The sequence below is a fragment of the Labilibaculum euxinicum genome (genome assembly GCF_963678175.1).
GTDB lineage: Bacteria > Bacteroidota > Bacteroidia > Bacteroidales > Marinifilaceae > Labilibaculum > Labilibaculum euxinus.
The window spans coordinates 3,475,775-3,492,080 of record NZ_OY782756.1 but is presented as its reverse complement, the minus strand read 5'-3'; the positions used below and the strand labels follow the sequence as shown (position 1 = coordinate 3,492,080).

Below are 16,306 nucleotides of genomic sequence, written 5' to 3'. Positions count from 1 at the left end.
CGTTTTTTATTAAACTAAGGCATCAAACAATATTTCAACCGGATGCAGGGCTTCACGTTCTGTTTCATCTTTTATCTGATGACGGCAGGAGGTGCCTGAAGCTGCTATTAGTGTTGTTTTAGGTGCTTTTCGCACCTCGGGAAGAAGCACTAATTCACCAACTTTTTTACTTAAATCGTAATGCTCTTTTTCGTAACCAAACGATCCGGCCATGCCACAACAGCCTGATTGTATTTCTGTTGTGCTGTAATTTTCGGGAAAGCTTAATATTTCTTTTATAGGCAAGGATGAAGCGAGAGCTTTTTGATAACAGTGCGTGTGAAATTTGATCTCTTTTTTTGCTGTGGTAAATTGTTCTTTTTTAATTCTGCCGTTTTTCATTTCCTGAAACAAATACTCTTCAATTATAAAGGTGTTTTTCGATAGTCTTTTAGCATCTTCTATCATATCCGGAGTTACCAACTCAGGATACTCATCACGAAAAGTAAGTATTGCTGATGGTTCAATACCAATGAGCGGACATTCTTCTGTGATTAGATTTTTAAGCAGGTTCACGTTTTTTATTGCCAGGTATTTGGCTTTTTTTACCAATCCTTTCGATAAATAAGTTCTGCCGCTTTCAAAGTGTTTTGGAATAATAACCTGATAGTTCAGATGTTCAAGTAGTTGAATTGTTTTGATACCTATTGGAGTATCGTTATAGTTTGTAAATTCATCAGCAAATAGATACACCTTCTTATTATTTGATTCTTTTTTGGATGATGAATGCCATTTCCGAAGTGTTGTTTTGTGCAGCTTAGGAATGCTTCTTTCTTCAGCAAAACCAAGATTCTTTTTTACAATTTTGCCTATTGTGGGATGTTGATTCACATAGTTGAACAGGCTGGGAACATAACTTCCGAGCTTATTTATTTTAGTGATGTTGGCAATTAGATTACTTCTAAGTGGAATCGGATTTGAATCGTAATATTGTTGTAAAAATTCAGCTTTTAGCTTGGCCATATCAACGCTCGACGGACATTCAGATTTACAAGCCTTGCAAGACAAGCATAAATCCAATATGTCGTATAATTCCTTGTGGTTGAATGGATTTATTTTGTTTGAATCGGTAAGAAATTCACGAAATAAATTGGCGCGGGCTCTGGTGGTAAGCTTTTCATCCAGTGTGGCCTGATAGCTTGGACACATTCCCTTGCCGGTGATATGCGTGTTTCTGCAATCACCGGATCCGTTGCAACGTTCTGCAGCACGAACAATCCCCATGTCGTTGGAGAAATCGAAATAAGTTTGAATATCGCGCGTTTTCTGATTGGGTTCATAACGCAAATGGGTATTCATTTTTGGTGTATCTACAATCTTGCCGGGATTAAAGATGTTGTTGGGATCCCAGCAATGCTTGATATCACGTAAGAGCTGATAGTTTTGTTCTCCAATCATAATGGAAATAAACTCACCGCGAAGTCTGCCATCTCCGTGTTCTCCACTTAAAGAACCATTGTACTTTTTAACCAGTTTGGCAGAATCCAAACCTATGGCATGAAATTTCTCCTGATCTTTAGCATTCTTTAAGTTTAAAACAGGACGCATGTGAATTTCTCCGGTTCCAATATGTGCATGAAATACGCATTGAATCTCATGCTTTTTCATCAAATCCTTAAATTCGGCAATATAATCGTATAATATTTCAGGAGTTACCGAGGTATCTTCAATTAAGGAAACTGGTTTGGCATCACCTTTCATATTCGATAAAATTCCCAGAGCTGATTTGCGTAAATCCCAAACTCGCGACATGTTGTCTGCTCCTGAAACGATAGGGAAATGATAGCCCAGTTTTTTTTCTCTAAATTCAGCTTCCATTTCCCGGGCGATTTTCTCAATTTCGCTTTTTGATTCTCTGGCAAATTCAATAATTAAAAGTGCACCCGGATTTCCTTCCAAAAAGAATCGGTTTTTTGCTTGTGTAATATTTCCCTCTGTTAATTTTAGAATCTGATCATCCATTAATTCTACTGCACCCGGATGATATTTTAAGGCAATAAGATTGCCTTGAATTGCTTCTTCCAGATTTTCGAAATGAGCACAAACTAAAGCTTTCTCTTTAGGAGGAACCGGTACCAGACTTAATTTTATTTCTGTTGTGAGAGCCAATGTTCCTTCTGATCCAGCTAAAAGCTGACTGAAATTAAACGCATTTCCCTTTGAATTGAAAGGAGACGAGGATGCTAATATATCTATAGCATAACCGGTATTTCTTCTTTTTATTTTTGGATCAGGATATTCTTGTGCAATTGCTTCCTGATTTTCATCAGATGATAGTATACTTTTTATTTGCTGATACAATTTAGATTCCAAACCTTTATTTTCTTTGCATTTAAGTTCAAACTCTTCATTGCTTAAAGGAGAAAAAACAGCTTTGCTTCCATCGCTTAGCAGACAGGTTACTTCGATAGTGTGATCGCGCGTACTTCCATAAATAATTGAATGCGATCCGCAGGAATTATTTCCCAGCATTCCACCCAGCATGCAACGACTGCTGGTTGAGGTTTCCGGACCAAAGAACAAACCGTAATCTTTCAAATACATGTTTAGTTCATCAAGTATTACGCCAGGCTGAACGCGAACCCATGCTTCCTCTTTGTTGACTTCAATAATTTTAGTGAAGTGTTTCGATATATCAACCACAATTCCATCACCAACTACCTGTCCTGCCAAAGATGTTCCTGCAGCTCTTGGGACGAGTGCTAAATTTTCATCAGATGCAAACCGAATTAAGTGTTGTAAGTCATTTTCGGTCTTAGGATAACAAACTGCCAGAGGAAGAACCTTATAAGCAGAAGCATCCGTTGCATAAATAAGACGAGTAGTCATGTCACGAAAAAGTTCGCCATCCATTTTTATCTTAAGTTCCTCAAATAGTGCATCTTGTTTCTCGTATTCCATAGTGTTGGTGCAATTGTAGTGTTAGATTCTTCAAAACTGAAATTACATTTTTATTTTAAAATGCCAGCTTATTGAGAATGAATATTTATTAAAAAAATTAATTAAAAACTTTAAAATATTTTTGATTTAGGAATCTAAAGTTTGCATTTTATTCATACTTTTGTAAAGTCGAGATTACAAAACTGATTAAAATACTGAACATCAATGGACTTATTGCAGAGAATTAAGGAAAATGCACGTTTAAGTGGTAAAACAATTGTTTTACCTGAAGGAACAGAGGAGAGAACTTTACAAGCTACTGACATCCTGTTAAGTGAAAAAATCGCTAAGATCATTCTGATTGGAAACCCTGACGAAATTGCTTCTGAGGCGACTCGCTTAAATTTGAAAAATATCGGTGAGGCGATAATTGTTGATCCAAAAAAACATGACAAAATGGAGGCTTATGCTGAAATTTTAGTTGAGTTGAGAAAGAGTAAAGGAATGACAATGGAAAAAGCCATGGTTTTGGTTCAGGATCCATTGTATTTAGCAACCTTAATGATTAAAGCCGGAGATGCAGACGGCGAAGTTGCAGGTGCTTTAAATGCTACCGGTGATGTATTACGTCCGGCATTTCAGATTGTAAAAACAATGCCGGGTATTTCTGTGGTATCAGGTGCTTTTATAATGATTTTAAAAGATAAAACATTTGGTGATAATGGAATGATGGTATTTGCAGATTGTGCAGTTCATCCTAATCCTACAGCAAGTGAATTGGCTGAAATTGCCGTAGCAACTGCAAAAACCACAAAAGCAATTGCTAAAATGGAACCTCGTGTAGCCATGTTAAGCTTCTCTACTATGGGATCTGGTAAACACGAAATGGTTGATAAAGTAGTTGAAGCAACTCGCTTGGCAAAAGAAATGGCACCGGAATTTCAAATTGATGGAGAATTGCAGGCTGATGCGGCTATTGTAGAAGCAATCGGCACTCAGAAAGCTCCTAACAGCGCAGTTGCCGGAAGAGCCAATGTTTTGGTTTTCCCTACTCTGGAAGTTGGAAATATTGCTTACAAATTGGTTCAGCGTTTGGCAGGAGCAGAGGCTGTAGGCCCTATTCTACAAGGAATGGCAGCTCCAATTAACGACTTGTCAAGAGGTTGTTCTGTCAGCGATATAGTAAACCTGGTTGCTATAACAGCGAATCAGGCTGCAGGATTATAATAAATCAAATATCAAACAAAATATAAAACAAAATTCTGATGAACGTTCTAGTTTTTAATTGTGGTAGTTCTTCCTTAAAATATCAGTTATTGAGTATGGGTGAAGAAGCCACTTTGTTGGCTAAAGGTCTTGTAGAGAGAATACATCTTAAAGAAGGCATTATTTCTCACAAACCAGAGGGGAAGAAGAAGTTCGAGTCGGTTCAGGATATTCCAAATCATGGAGTAGCAATCGACCTTGTACTAAAAGCATTGGTTCACCCTGAACATGGTGTTATCTCAAGTATTAAAGAAATAGATGCTGCTGGTCATCGTGTAGCTCATGGTGGTGAGTATTTTAAAGATAGTGCGCTTATTGATGCGAAGGCAAAAGAATTAATAGCGTCGTGTTGTGAATTGGCACCACTCCATAATCCAGCTAATTTGGAAGGAATTCTTTCTATGGAAAAATTACTTCCCGGTATTCCTCAGGTTGCTGTTTTTGATACATCCTTCCACCAAACACTTCCTCCAAAGGCATTCATGTATGGATTGCCATATGATTGTTACGAAACTCTTCGTGTACGTAAATATGGTTTTCACGGAACCAGTCATAAATTTGTAGCTAACAAAGCATGTGAAATCTTGGGATGGAACATTGAGGATAAGAAAATTGTTAGCTGTCATTTGGGTAACGGAGCATCTGTTTGTGCAATTGATGGTGGAAAATCTATTGAAACTTCGATGGGATTTACTCCAAATGAAGGTTTGTTAATGGGTACCCGTACAGGTAATCTTGATTTGGGTGCACTTCTTTATATTGCAGAAAAGAAAAATTTGTCGATTGATGAAACAAACAAATTGATAAATAAGCAAAGTGGATTGGCTGGAATTTCAGGTATTTCTTCGGATATGAGAGATTTGGAACTTGCTGCCGAAGGAGGAAATAAAAGAGCTCAATTGGCTTTGGATATGTTTGCTTATCGCGTGAAGCGTTTTGTAGGTTCATATACTGCATCAATGGGAGGTGTTGATTTGGTAATCTTTACTGGAGGAATTGGAGAAAATGATTGTATTTCCCGTGCGAAAATTGCCGGAGATTTTGCTTACCTGGGTCTTGATTTTGATTTAGAAAAGAATGATGGTTTGCGTGGTAAAGATGCAATTATCTCTAAAGAAGGATCTAAGGTGAAAGCCATGGTTATTACAACAAACGAAGAATTGGTTATTGCTTCAGATACTCAGCGTATTGTAAGTGCATTGAATTAATTCGGTGAATAATAAATATAGTAAAGCTCTGTCGAAAGACAGGGCTTTTTTTTTATTTGCAAAACAGGCAGGTGTAAAATTATCATCCATATATCAGACAAAAACATAAATAGGTTATATTTTTTTTGAAACAAAAGATCATAATTATCGTTAAGATACTAGTATTCATCTGCTAAATATTATTTATACAGCTCAAACTGAATTCTATGATTAGAATATCTACTTTATCAGTTCAATTTTTTCTTATTTTATTGTTGATCTCAAATTCATTTTCTTCAGAAGGGCAGAGAACGAATTTTAGATTTTATCAATACAATAAGGAGAATAAACTCAATGAAGAATTGGTTAAATCCTCCCGGCAGGATTCTTTGGGTGTATACTATTTTGCCACCGATGATGGAGTATTATTCCTGCATAATGATAATTTTGTACCACTCATTTTACCGGAAGGGAAATCAAACTATTTTAAAGAATTGTTTAAACGGAAGAGTGGTGAACTTTTGGCTGTTTCCGATGATGCTGTTTATAAAATTAAAGGATCATTTGAAAAAGCAGAGCTGAAATTGTTTATTGAGTGCAATACCGATCCATCTAAGCCCAAATACCCAAAGCATTTGTTTGAGGATCAGAAAAATGATTTATGGATCACGGATTATAATCATATTTACAGATATAAGGGAGATACTGTTGAAAAATTCAGGATGGATGAAAAAAACCTGACCTCTTCTTATATCAGATCTTTTCAGTTTCTGGAATGCGACAATGGAAATTTAATTGTAGTTTCTCAAAAGGGATGGTTTTATAATTTTGATTCTCAAAACAATACATTTACCGAATCAGATTTTAATCTGAATCTAATAATTCATTCTTCTTTTAAAATCGGAGCCAATGAATTTTTACTGGGCACCTCTGAAGGTATTATTAAGATATTATTTGATTCACAGGCCAAAGTAATTAGGGAAGATGTGATTACAGAAAATATTATGGCATCGTGTTTCGCAAGGATTTCTGATAATAAAATATTAATTGGAACATGGTTTCAAGGTCTGGCAGAGCTTGATATCGCTGATAAGTATTCTGTATCCAATGTTGGTGGCTTCCCTTATTTTACGGTTAATGATATCTTTTTGGATGATTTTGGAAAGTATTGGGCATCCACAAATTCCGGAGCAGTACTTATGGAAAAGAAATTCTTTTCATATCAATTTCAATCGTCGAATTCGGAATATATTGCATCTATTGATCTATCTGATGATGGGAATGTAAATTTTGCCGGTACAATGAGCCTTTTCAAGGTGAATGATAAAAAAGACATTGAAAGGCTGCCAGTCAATTTTGAGGGATCGCTTCATGTTTTTAAGAGTTTGGGAGATTTAAAACTAATAGGCACTGAGCAAGGTCGGTTATATGTTTTTAAAGGCGAAGATTTACTTTTGGATATAGCCGTTTCAAATCAGGCAGTTACCAGTATTCAGATTCCTTCGGAACAAATTGCCTGGGTAGTTGCCAACAAAGAATTATTTGAGGTTAATTTATCAACAGGTAAGGTGAAGAGTTATCTTGATTCATTTCGGGGGAAGCGCATAGTGCAGGATATCTGTTTAGATTCAAAGAAGAATCTTTATATAGGCGGGGAGTTTAAGCACTCTTATTTGTTTAAATATGATCTTGCCAAAGATGAGATTATTAATATCAGCAAACCAATTTCATTTGCAATAGGTGAAGATTTTTGGGTGATAGATCTTGAGATGAATAAGGATACATTGTATATGGGCACTTCGGAGGGTTTGTTAAAATACACCGAAAATCTTGTTGAGAGAGTTGACTTAGGAGAAATGTCAAATAGTGAAGTTAATTCTGTTGCAATTGACAAACAAAATTCAATATGGCTGACAACAAGTAAAGGAGTAGTTCGTAAGCAAAAAGCAGATATTTCCTTGTTTACACAGGAGCAGGGCTTGCCTTCAAAAACATTTATAAACCGAAGTTTACTGGTTGATTCGAAGAATTATTTATGGGTAGGAACTTCTAATGGTATTGCTTTTGCATCCGTATCAGGTTCTATTCTGCCAACTCCAATGCCATTAGTATATTCAGCAGATAACGAAGGGAAGCTTATCCTTCAAAATAATTCTGTTTCGATGAGGGCTAACTCCATGTTGCTATTGGATGTTGCAGCCAGTATTTATCCACAAAAACAAAATAAATTTCAATATTGCACAATTAATGCCTCTCAAAAGAATCTTGATTGGAAAGAGTTATCGGCAAAAAATCAAATTTTACTATCAGACCTAAAATCAGGAGACTATAAAATTTGTATACGCGGAAAGCATGAAGGAAATTATACATGGAGCGAACATCGTATTATTCCGCTTGTAGTAAAACAGGTTTGGTATTTAAGCTGGTATACTATTCTCACAGAAATTTTAATCGTATCATTTCTGATATATTTAACGAATGAATACAGTAAAAGAAGAACAAAAATGAATTTGTTAGCACTCGAGAAGATTGTCTCTGATAGAACAATTCAGCTGCAAAATGCAAATGAGAGTTTATCGACTGCGAATATTGCAAAAGATAAATTTCTATCGATAATTGCCCACGATCTAAGGAATCCATTTAATGCCATTCGCGGGTTTTCAAGGATTCTGATTAAGGATTCTGATAGTTTGACGGAAGAAGAAAAAAATGAGCTGATCGAGACCATATACAGAAGTTCTGATGATACATTTAAGCTTTTGGAAAGTTTATTGGAATGGGCCAATGTTCAGAAGGGAAATTTTAAATTAAATGTGGAAGAGTTTGATTTGAAATCTCTTTTAGAGAAGAACCTGAGTATTCATAAGAGTTTGGGATTGTTAAAAGGGCTTGAGGTAAAAGGTGAATTTGATCATGTAAATGTGAAAGCAGACAAAGCGATGATAGATACTGTGATTCGGAATCTAATGTCGAATGCAATTAAATTTTCATTTTCTGGTCAAACAATTACATTAAGTTTGAATCGGACAAATGGTTTTGTTGTGATTAAGGTTTCTGATCAGGGAATTGGAATGACGGAAAAGCAATTGGAACAACTCTTTAAAATTGACACAGTGTTTACCAGCGAAGGTACTGCAAATGAATCGGGTACTGGATTTGGACTAATGCTTTGCAAAGAATTTGTAGAATTGAATGGAGGTGAAATTTGGGCGGAAAGTGTAAAAGATAAAGGGACAAGTTTCTTTTTCTCAATTCCCAAAATAAAATAACTGAAATCCAAGAAATTCTTTCATGTGTTCCAATAAAATTTCAATCTGCAATAATAATACCTCTAAAAGATAATATTTGTAGGTTTTAGCGTCTGTTTTTAATGCAATTCGTAATTATTTCCTATTTTTGCCTTACAACTTAAACAATAAGGATTTAATTTCCTGAAACACATTCACTAAAAAGATATTAAAAATGATTACACGTTTAGATCAAATCATTGATGTTCTTAAAAACCGCGAAAAGAAGCGTTTGGTAGCTGCTTATGCAAACGATTCTCATACTATTGGAGCTGTAAATGATGCAGTACAGCATGGTATTATCGATGCGACATTGGTTGGCGACAGGGAAACTATTGAGAAAACTTGTGCGGAACACAATTTTGACATCGCTAGGTTTACTGTTATTCATGAACCGGATGAATTGAAAGCAGCTCAAAAAGCAGTGGAGTTGATCAATAACGGAGAAGGTGATATGATTATGAAAGGCCTTGTTAGTACAGATAAGTACATGAAGGCAATTTTAAATAAAGAAACCGGACTAATGCCTCCGAAAGCAGTTTTAAGTCATGTTACTGTTATGGAGAATCCGAATTACTACAAATTAATGGTAGTAAGTGATGTGGCTGTTATTCCTCAGCCCGATTTAGATCAGAAGATTGCCATCACCAACTATGTTATAACCGTTGCACGTGCTTTGGGTATCGAGAAACCTAAGGTTGCCTTAATAGCAGCTTCGGAACAGGTTTTGCCAAAAATGCAGGCATGTGTCGATGCAGCCATCATTTCGAAAATGGCCGATCGCGGTCAAATTAAAAATGCTTATGTTGACGGCCCTTTGGCAATTGATGTTGCTATTGATAAAGAATCTGCAGAGATTAAGAAATTAGATTCGATGGTTGCCGGTGATGCCGATTGTATGGTATTTCCAAACATTGAAGCGGGTAATGTATTTTACAAGGTGAACACCAAATTGGCAAATGCTGAGCTGGGAGCAATGGTTGTTGGTGCTAAATGCCCGGCAATTCTTTCTTCTCGTGGCGATAGCGTCAAAACCAAATTGTATTCTATCGCTTTGGCGGCTTTGGTGGCTTCAAAATAAGTTACAGGCGTCAGGTATCAAGAGCTGCTTCTTGTCTTGATTCCTGATGTTTTTTTCACATCTTAATCTCAAATCTTAAAAATATGTCCCCAATACGTTCTCTCGATCAAATGGTCGAATACCTCCGCGAAAGCGGAAAGAAAAAGAAAATTGCTGTTGCATATGCACAGGATCCAAATACCATTGGCGCAATTGCCAAGGCCATAGCAGAAGGGTTTGTAGAGGCTGTTATGATTGGCGATGAAGCTGAAATAAGAAATAAAGCTAAAAAGGAAGGAATTAATCCTGATGTATTCACGATTGTTCATATTCCCAACGATGTTGCCGCAACTGCTGAGGCCGTTCGCATGGCACGTGCCGATGAGGTAGATGTTGTGATGAAAGGTTTGGTAGGTACTGATAAATTTTTGAAGGCAGTCTTAAACAAAGAGCATGGTTTGTTGCCGCCAAAAGCAGTAATGAGCTACGTTTGTGCATTGGAATTACCTAAGTACGACAAACTTTTGTTTGTTTCGGATACAGCAGTATTGCCTTTTCCTGATCTGAACCAGAAAATTGCTATGGTGAACTATTCGGTAAAAATGGCCCGGAAGTTTGGGATTGAAAAACCAAAAGTGGCCTTGATATCGGCAACAGAGAAACCAAATACAGCATTTCCGTCAAGTATTGATGATACCATTATTTGCAAAATGGCTGATCGGGGTCAGATAAAAGATTGCATAGTTGATGGACCATTGGATGTGTTTTTGGCTTGCGATCCTGCTTCTGTAGAGATCAAAGGAATTCCAACACCAATTAAGGGCGAGGCTGATTGTCTGGTGTTTCCATCATTGGAAGCCTGCAACTCTTTTTACAAAGGATTAATGCTGTTTGCCGGTGGTGAGTTGGCTGGTTTAATTCAGGGAACAACAAAACCGGTTGTGGTGATGTCGCGAAGTGAGAGCGAAAAATCAAAATTCTATTGTATTGCACTGTCTGTTTTAATGGCGGATTAATACAATTGGTAATGATCAATAAATAATTGAAGAGGCGCGATGTATCGTGTCTCTTTTTTTGCGTAAAGAATTTTAACCACAAAGAAAACCGAAGGCATTCACAAAGTGGCACAAAGGCTAAAATAATTATACCACAGAGGTACAGAGAAAAAGGGTTGTATTGCTTGTGTTATTTAATAATTATTAATTTGCAACATCAAATTCACAAAAGAGATCCTATCCTAAGACTGTGTTGGACTCCGTGTCTCTGTGGTGTAAAATAATCGGTGAAGCGTAAGAAGTTTAACCACAAAGAAAACCGAAGGCATTCACCAAGTGGCACAACGGAAAAAATAATTATACCGCAGAGGCGCAGAGAAAAAGGGTTGTATTGCTTGTGTTATTTGATAATTATTAATTCATAATTCAATTCCTATCTTTGTTAAATGACAAAAGAAAAACCATACTGTCTGATGCCCTGGATACATTATCATGTAGGAAATGCCGGGCGTGTAAAAGCCTGTTGTGTTGCCAATATTCCTTACGGAGATTGCAATACCCAGTCTTTTTCAGAAATATGGAATGGCGATGCCATAAACGAATTGAGAGCCAGATTTGAAAAAGGAGAAAAAGATTCCCGCTGTGCTGTTTGTTACCGTTTAGAGGAAGCTGGAGGGAAGAGCATCCGTCAGGAAACGCACGAAAAGTTTGGTGCCGATTTTCATGAGAAGGAAATAAATTTGCCATTTACTTTTGACATCCGTTTTTCGAATGCCTGTAATTTTGCCTGCCGCACCTGCTGGCATGGCGCCAGCTCAGGATGGTTTCCCGAAGCCAAACAAATGAAACGTAATTTAGGTGAGAAAGCTTTACTGCAGAATATTCAGGACTTTGATGCGTTTATTGCAGAAACAGGTGAAGCTTTGCTGCAGGCCAAAGAAATTTACTTTGCAGGTGGCGAGCCTTTGGTTACCAAAGAACATTACCTTTTGCTCGATTGGCTAGTGAAAAATAAAGCCACACAAATCCATTTGCGCTACAACACCAACTTTTCCGTTTTACAAATGGGAGAGTACAGTGTATTGGATTACTGGAAACAATTTTCGAAAGTAGAAATATTGGCCAGCATTGATGCACATGGCAAATTGGGGGAATACATCCGAAAAGGATTCAATTGGGAGCGGTTTTTGGCGAACAGAGAGCAAATTCGTACTTACAAAAACATTCGCTTCTTAATTGCCCCGACCATTTCGGTTTTTTCCATTTTGAATTTGCCTGCTTTGTACCAAATTTGCCTGCTCGAGCAGATTATTGAAGCCGATGACCTCTACATTAACATGCTCGACCGCCCCTTGCATTACAACACTAAAGCACTGCCCGAAAGCAGCAAACAAAAGGTGGTTGCAGCCTTTCATCAATTTTACCAATGGGCAGCCAAAAAGCAGATTCCCCAATCGGTTACCAATCAATTTAAAGAATGCGAAGCCTATATGCTAAGCGATGATTTCTCGAAACAATGGAAAAACTTCCAAAAAGAAACTAAAATTTTTGATGAGATGAGAAATGAAAGTGTAGATAAGGTTTTGACATTTTAATTACTTCACTGGAGGTAATTCACCCCTCTGTCTTCGGCATCTCCCCTTAAAAAGGGAGAATCGGTTCGCTTAGTCATTTTGTCAATAGTAGTATCTTCCCATTGTAAGGGGAAGGGGTGTTTTCATGTGAAATCTGATGTTTCAATTTAATTTTTACTATGCACACGATTTTTATACATCCATAATTTATTCTTCCTCATGCTTACCAATAGTGATTGGTGTGCCTTTAATTCCCGCGTAAAAAACAATGATCTCGGCTGGTACAGTGCCCTCGTTTTTCCCGTAATGCCATTGGTTTACTAATTCAACAATGGATTCACCAGCTTTAAGGTGAAGCGTGTCCTTGGTTTCACTAATTACAGTTAATTCCCCTTTTAATAAAACGCCTGCATTAATTTCAGGATGTTTATGCAGCTCCAGTTTTGTTTTGGGAGGGATAGTTATTTTCAAAATAGTTACTTCTGCATTGCCATTAGGATATTTTGGAAGGGGAGTGCCATTCCAGCTCTCAGATGTTTTGCTTAAAGTAATAACTTCGGTCTTGCTTGTTTCACTGGTATTGCAAGCAAACAGCAGTAGACTTGAGAAAGAAAACAGGATCAGTAATTTTTTCATTTTAAAATAGTTTATTGATTCAAAATTGTTTGTAAAGGCTTCGATTCATGATCCACAAGGGAGGTCTGACGACTTTGCTAAATTTGTTGTTCAATTTCAGTGAGTTGACTTCTCAAACTGCCTCCCGAACCGGGTATGATTTGAAGAATGTTCATTTTTCTGATTTTTATGGAACACACAAGATAGCAAAATCAGTTAAAAGTAGTTCAAACAGAAAGTGCCTTAAGTCGAAATCAATGACAACTTAAGGCACTTTTTAATTTTAATTGTTAGAGGCTGTAAGGTTTTTTTGCTTTTTCCTTGAAACTTGTCCCTTGTAGCTTTAGTTCTACTTGTCAAACTGCTTGGCCTCTTCCCAAATTTCATCCATTTCTTCCAGATTCATGTCTTTTAGGTTTCGTCCTAATTTCATGGTTTTACTTTCCAGATAATTGAATCGTCGGGTGAATTTCTGGTTGGTGCGTTCCAGTGCATTTTCAGGATTTACACCATACAAACGTGCCGCATTAATCAAGGAGAAGAACATATCGCCAAATTCGGCTTCCATTTTGTTCTGATCGCCATTGATAATTTCTTCCTGCAATTCCATCATTTCTTCTTTCACCTTCTCCCAAACCTGCTCTTTTTCGTCCCAGTCGAAGCCTACACCTCGCACCTTATCCTGAATTTGGTTGGCTTTTACCAAAGCTGGCAGACTTTGCGGAACACCTTCCAAAACCGATTTGTTACCGTCTTTTTCCTTTAGTTTCAGTTGTTCCCAGTTTTCTTCTACCTCTCTGGCATTGGCAACTTTGGTATCGCTAAAAATGTGAGGATGACGATAGATGAGTTTTTCGCTGATGCCATCACAAACATCAGCAATGTCGAAATCGTTGGTTTCAGAACCTATTTTGGTATAGAACACAATGTGGAGCAGAATATCGCCCAATTCTTTCTTTATTTCCTGATTTTCACCCTTTAAAATGGCATCGGCCAGCTCGTAGGTTTCTTCAATGGTCAGCGTGCGCAAACTCTCAAAGGTCTGCTTTTTATCCCACGGACAGCCTTCGCGAAGCTGATCCATAATATTTAGTAAGCGCTCAAAGGCTTTTAGTTTTCGATCCATTTGTTCTGCATTTTATATTCGAAGATCAAATCTACAAAAGTATTTGGGAGTTTTGGGATTTATTTGGATTGTAAATAAATGTTGGGGAGAGTAAAAATCAGCTAAACGAATCATTTGGTAGTTGGTGACTTAATAATCACGAGTTGTACCAATTTAAATTCAAAAGCAACTTTAAATAAAATGGAATTAGTTTTTGTTAGGTCAAGGCAAATTACTCACAGATGTTGTAATTTTGAGACAACTGAAAACTTATCAATTCAACAATCTTAAAATTTTTGGAAGTTTAATGTTTGTTAAGGTGAAGTAGGTTTGTTCTTGTCTTAATTTTCTCCCTACGTTCATTGGTATGAGAGATTCTTTCCATCAGTGATTACCTGTGGATAAGTCTGTTTAATTATCAATGATTTATGTAATTGGATCCTGAATTTTAAACTAGTAAGTCACCATAAACAGGTAATGTAAATTTAAACTCACAACCTTCATCTGTTTTGTTTTCCAACCAAATCTGCCCCCCCTGCATTTCTACAAACTCCTTGCAGATTAATAAACCCAAACCAACACCTTTTTCATCTGCTGTTCCTGGTTTGGAAATAACTTGTTCAATGTTGAAAATATTGCTTTTTTCAGATTCGCTTAATCCGATACCTGTATCTGAAATTGTTATTTCAATATAATTATTGTCTTGCAAATAGGAATAAATATTAATTTCACCTCCTTCATTTGAGTATTTAATTGCATTCGAGATAAGATTTCTAAAGATTGTTTCGACCATGTTTTTATCTGCGTAAGCAAAAATATTTTGAGAATGGAAACACCTTAGAGTAATATCTTTGATTTGGATAGAAATTTTTAATTGTTCGATAACTTCCTTAGTTATTAGATCTAAATTACAAAAACCAGGATTGCACGAAATATGATTTGTTTGTGAAAGTGCCCAGTTTAGTAGGTTATCAAGTAGTATGTAAGCCTTTTTTGATTGAGAAGATATTTGTTTAATTTGATGTTTAATTTTATCAATATTATAAGTGCTGATATTCTCGATTAAAAGATCTGCAAAACCAATAATGCTGTTAAATGGATTACGTAAATCATGAGCAATAATGGAATACATCAAATCTTTCATTCCTATTGCTTTCTCCAATTCAATTGTTCGTTCTTTTATTTTGTTTTCTAATTCTTCATTATAGTCAGTGAGATAATTAAAAAGATCATTTTTAAATACTAAGCCTATAAATGTGTCATTTTTACTAACAGGTAATACATCCGAGTTGTCAAACTTCATACTCGATAGAACTTTCTCAATAGATTGTTCGGAATCAACAAGTGTTTTAACGGTAAGGCAATCAATTGCCAGTGTTCTAGGTCTTTGTATGATGTCTATAGGTGTTAAAACACCATAAAATCTCTCCTCATCCAGAACAACTATTGCATTGTTTTTAAGCAATAGATTTTTAATTTCATTGATTCCAGAATAGGGATTAGTGGTAATAAATTTTTTTCTTATTAAATGTTCAACTTTCATATAAGTTCATCTTCGATAGTAGTATAAGTAATTGTTACTTTAAAATCAACTTTAATTATTTCAGAAGGAGACACAAATGGAAAAACGTTTTTAATCAATATTGCAAGAATCTTATCTTTAGACATTTTTGTTAAAATTCTATTGTTAACAAAAACGCAATCGATGTTTTCATGGTCTGTTTCAACAATCTCAAATCCATTTGGAATTAAAAGTTCAAATGACTTTGAGATTCCATTTTTACCATGAGGTGAATTTATTCCAAGAACCAAAATATCCTCAAAGGGTGGAAGTTTAATTTCTTCGAAACTTAATCGTACTGAATATTTTATCGGTGATTCCATTATTTATTAGTTTTTTTGTCCGTTATTAGTTACATGTACTAAGATAAATAATAATATTTAAAATTGAACCAAATTGTTTTCTAGTCTGATAGGCAAATAAGGTGAAAAATGTGATTCTTTTAATTTTTTGTAAAATTACGGCTAAAGTTGGGCTAATGCAACCCATCGCCCAATTTTTATCTTCTTTAAAAAGTGCGAATCTCTTTTAAGTTAAAAGTGCTGAGTAAAGGTTCTGCCGCTATGTTATTGCACTTGGTGTTGGTTATTTGATTACAGCCATGTTTTCTTCAAAAATTGCACTAAGGGTTTTTCGTAATCCGATAAACTGAGGGGGTCTGAAAGCTTAATTTCTATTCATTTAAATTCGCAAAAACAGACAAATAACTTAATTTGGAATGTTGCAAAGAGGGAGTT

The 16,306-nt window shown here is 36.1% G+C and carries 11 protein-coding genes; 6 read left to right on the top strand and 5 right to left on the bottom strand.

Features of this window, described 5'->3' with window-relative positions; all coding sequences use genetic code 11:
* Positions 1-9: 9 nt before the first annotated feature.
* Complete coding sequence (locus ACY0M5_RS13975) at positions 10-2,940, bottom strand: FAD-binding and (Fe-S)-binding domain-containing protein (RefSeq protein WP_461629562.1); 2,931 nt, start codon at positions 2,938-2,940, stop codon at positions 10-12.
* Between the two features lie 204 nt (positions 2,941-3,144).
* Between ACY0M5_RS13975 and pta the strand changes: the two genes are divergently transcribed.
* From pta to ACY0M5_RS13945, 6 genes are all read left to right on the top strand, one after another.
* Positions 3,145-4,146 (top strand): phosphate acetyltransferase, encoded by a 1,002-nt coding sequence (gene pta / locus ACY0M5_RS13970; protein ID WP_156197153.1) that lies wholly within the window; start codon positions 3,145-3,147, stop codon positions 4,144-4,146.
* Between the two features lie 38 nt (positions 4,147-4,184).
* Positions 4,185-5,393 (top strand): acetate/propionate family kinase, encoded by a 1,209-nt coding sequence (locus ACY0M5_RS13965; RefSeq protein WP_124994263.1) that lies wholly within the window; start codon positions 4,185-4,187, stop codon positions 5,391-5,393.
* A gap of 206 nt (positions 5,394-5,599) precedes the next feature.
* Positions 5,600-8,641: a sensor histidine kinase gene (locus ACY0M5_RS13960; protein ID WP_461629561.1), complete on the top strand. Its 3,042-nt coding sequence runs from the start codon at positions 5,600-5,602 to the stop codon at positions 8,639-8,641.
* 193 nt (positions 8,642-8,834) lie between these two features.
* Entirely contained in the window at positions 8,835-9,740 is a 906-nt protein-coding gene (locus tag ACY0M5_RS13955; RefSeq protein ID WP_124994261.1) for a bifunctional enoyl-CoA hydratase/phosphate acetyltransferase, read from the top strand.
* An 83-nt stretch (positions 9,741-9,823) separates the two neighbouring features.
* Positions 9,824-10,735: a phosphate acyltransferase gene (locus ACY0M5_RS13950; protein WP_461629560.1), complete on the top strand. Its 912-nt coding sequence runs from the start codon at positions 9,824-9,826 to the stop codon at positions 10,733-10,735.
* 425 nt (positions 10,736-11,160) lie between these two features.
* Positions 11,161-12,309, top strand: a complete 1,149-nt coding sequence (locus tag ACY0M5_RS13945) for a twitch domain-containing radical SAM protein (RefSeq protein WP_461629559.1) — start codon at positions 11,161-11,163, stop codon at positions 12,307-12,309.
* Between the two features lie 186 nt (positions 12,310-12,495).
* On the opposite strand, the gene ACY0M5_RS13940 is transcribed toward ACY0M5_RS13945, so the two are convergent.
* From ACY0M5_RS13940 to ACY0M5_RS13925, 4 genes are all read right to left on the bottom strand, one after another.
* Positions 12,496-12,924 (bottom strand): cupin domain-containing protein, encoded by a 429-nt coding sequence (locus tag ACY0M5_RS13940; RefSeq protein ID WP_461629558.1) that lies wholly within the window; start codon positions 12,922-12,924, stop codon positions 12,496-12,498.
* Positions 12,925-13,252: 328 nt separating this feature from the next.
* Positions 13,253-14,029, bottom strand: a complete 777-nt coding sequence (gene mazG, locus ACY0M5_RS13935) for a nucleoside triphosphate pyrophosphohydrolase (RefSeq protein WP_461629557.1) — start codon at positions 14,027-14,029, stop codon at positions 13,253-13,255.
* A gap of 427 nt (positions 14,030-14,456) precedes the next feature.
* Positions 14,457-15,551 carry an ATP-binding protein gene (locus ACY0M5_RS13930; RefSeq protein WP_461629556.1) on the bottom strand — a complete coding sequence of 365 codons (1,095 nt, stop codon included), beginning with the start codon at positions 15,549-15,551 and terminating at the stop codon, positions 14,457-14,459.
* Positions 15,548-15,892, bottom strand: coding sequence for a hypothetical protein (locus ACY0M5_RS13925; protein WP_191991646.1), 345 nt, complete (start codon positions 15,890-15,892; stop codon positions 15,548-15,550). The genes ACY0M5_RS13930 and ACY0M5_RS13925 overlap by 4 nt, the downstream gene beginning before the upstream one ends.
* Positions 15,893-16,306 lie beyond the last annotated feature (414 nt).

Excerpts from the sequence above, each read along its gene's own strand:
- ACY0M5_RS13975 (WP_461629562.1), bottom strand. The coding sequence starts at position 2,940 with ATGGAATACGAGAAACAAGATGCACTATTTGAGGAACTTAAGATAAAA.
- pta (WP_156197153.1), top strand. The coding sequence starts at position 3,145 with ATGGACTTATTGCAGAGAATTAAGGAAAATGCACGTTTAAGTGGTAAA.
- ACY0M5_RS13965 (WP_124994263.1), top strand. The coding sequence starts at position 4,185 with ATGAACGTTCTAGTTTTTAATTGTGGTAGTTCTTCCTTAAAATATCAG.
- ACY0M5_RS13960 (WP_461629561.1), top strand. The coding sequence starts at position 5,600 with ATGATTAGAATATCTACTTTATCAGTTCAATTTTTTCTTATTTTATTG.
- ACY0M5_RS13955 (WP_124994261.1), top strand. The coding sequence starts at position 8,835 with ATGATTACACGTTTAGATCAAATCATTGATGTTCTTAAAAACCGCGAA.
- ACY0M5_RS13950 (WP_461629560.1), top strand. The coding sequence starts at position 9,824 with ATGTCCCCAATACGTTCTCTCGATCAAATGGTCGAATACCTCCGCGAA.
- ACY0M5_RS13945 (WP_461629559.1), top strand. The coding sequence starts at position 11,161 with ATGACAAAAGAAAAACCATACTGTCTGATGCCCTGGATACATTATCAT.
- ACY0M5_RS13940 (WP_461629558.1), bottom strand. The coding sequence starts at position 12,924 with ATGAAAAAATTACTGATCCTGTTTTCTTTCTCAAGTCTACTGCTGTTT.
- mazG (WP_461629557.1), bottom strand. The coding sequence starts at position 14,029 with ATGGATCGAAAACTAAAAGCCTTTGAGCGCTTACTAAATATTATGGAT.
- ACY0M5_RS13930 (WP_461629556.1), bottom strand. The coding sequence starts at position 15,551 with ATGAAAGTTGAACATTTAATAAGAAAAAAATTTATTACCACTAATCCC.
- ACY0M5_RS13925 (WP_191991646.1), bottom strand. The coding sequence starts at position 15,892 with ATGGAATCACCGATAAAATATTCAGTACGATTAAGTTTCGAAGAAATT.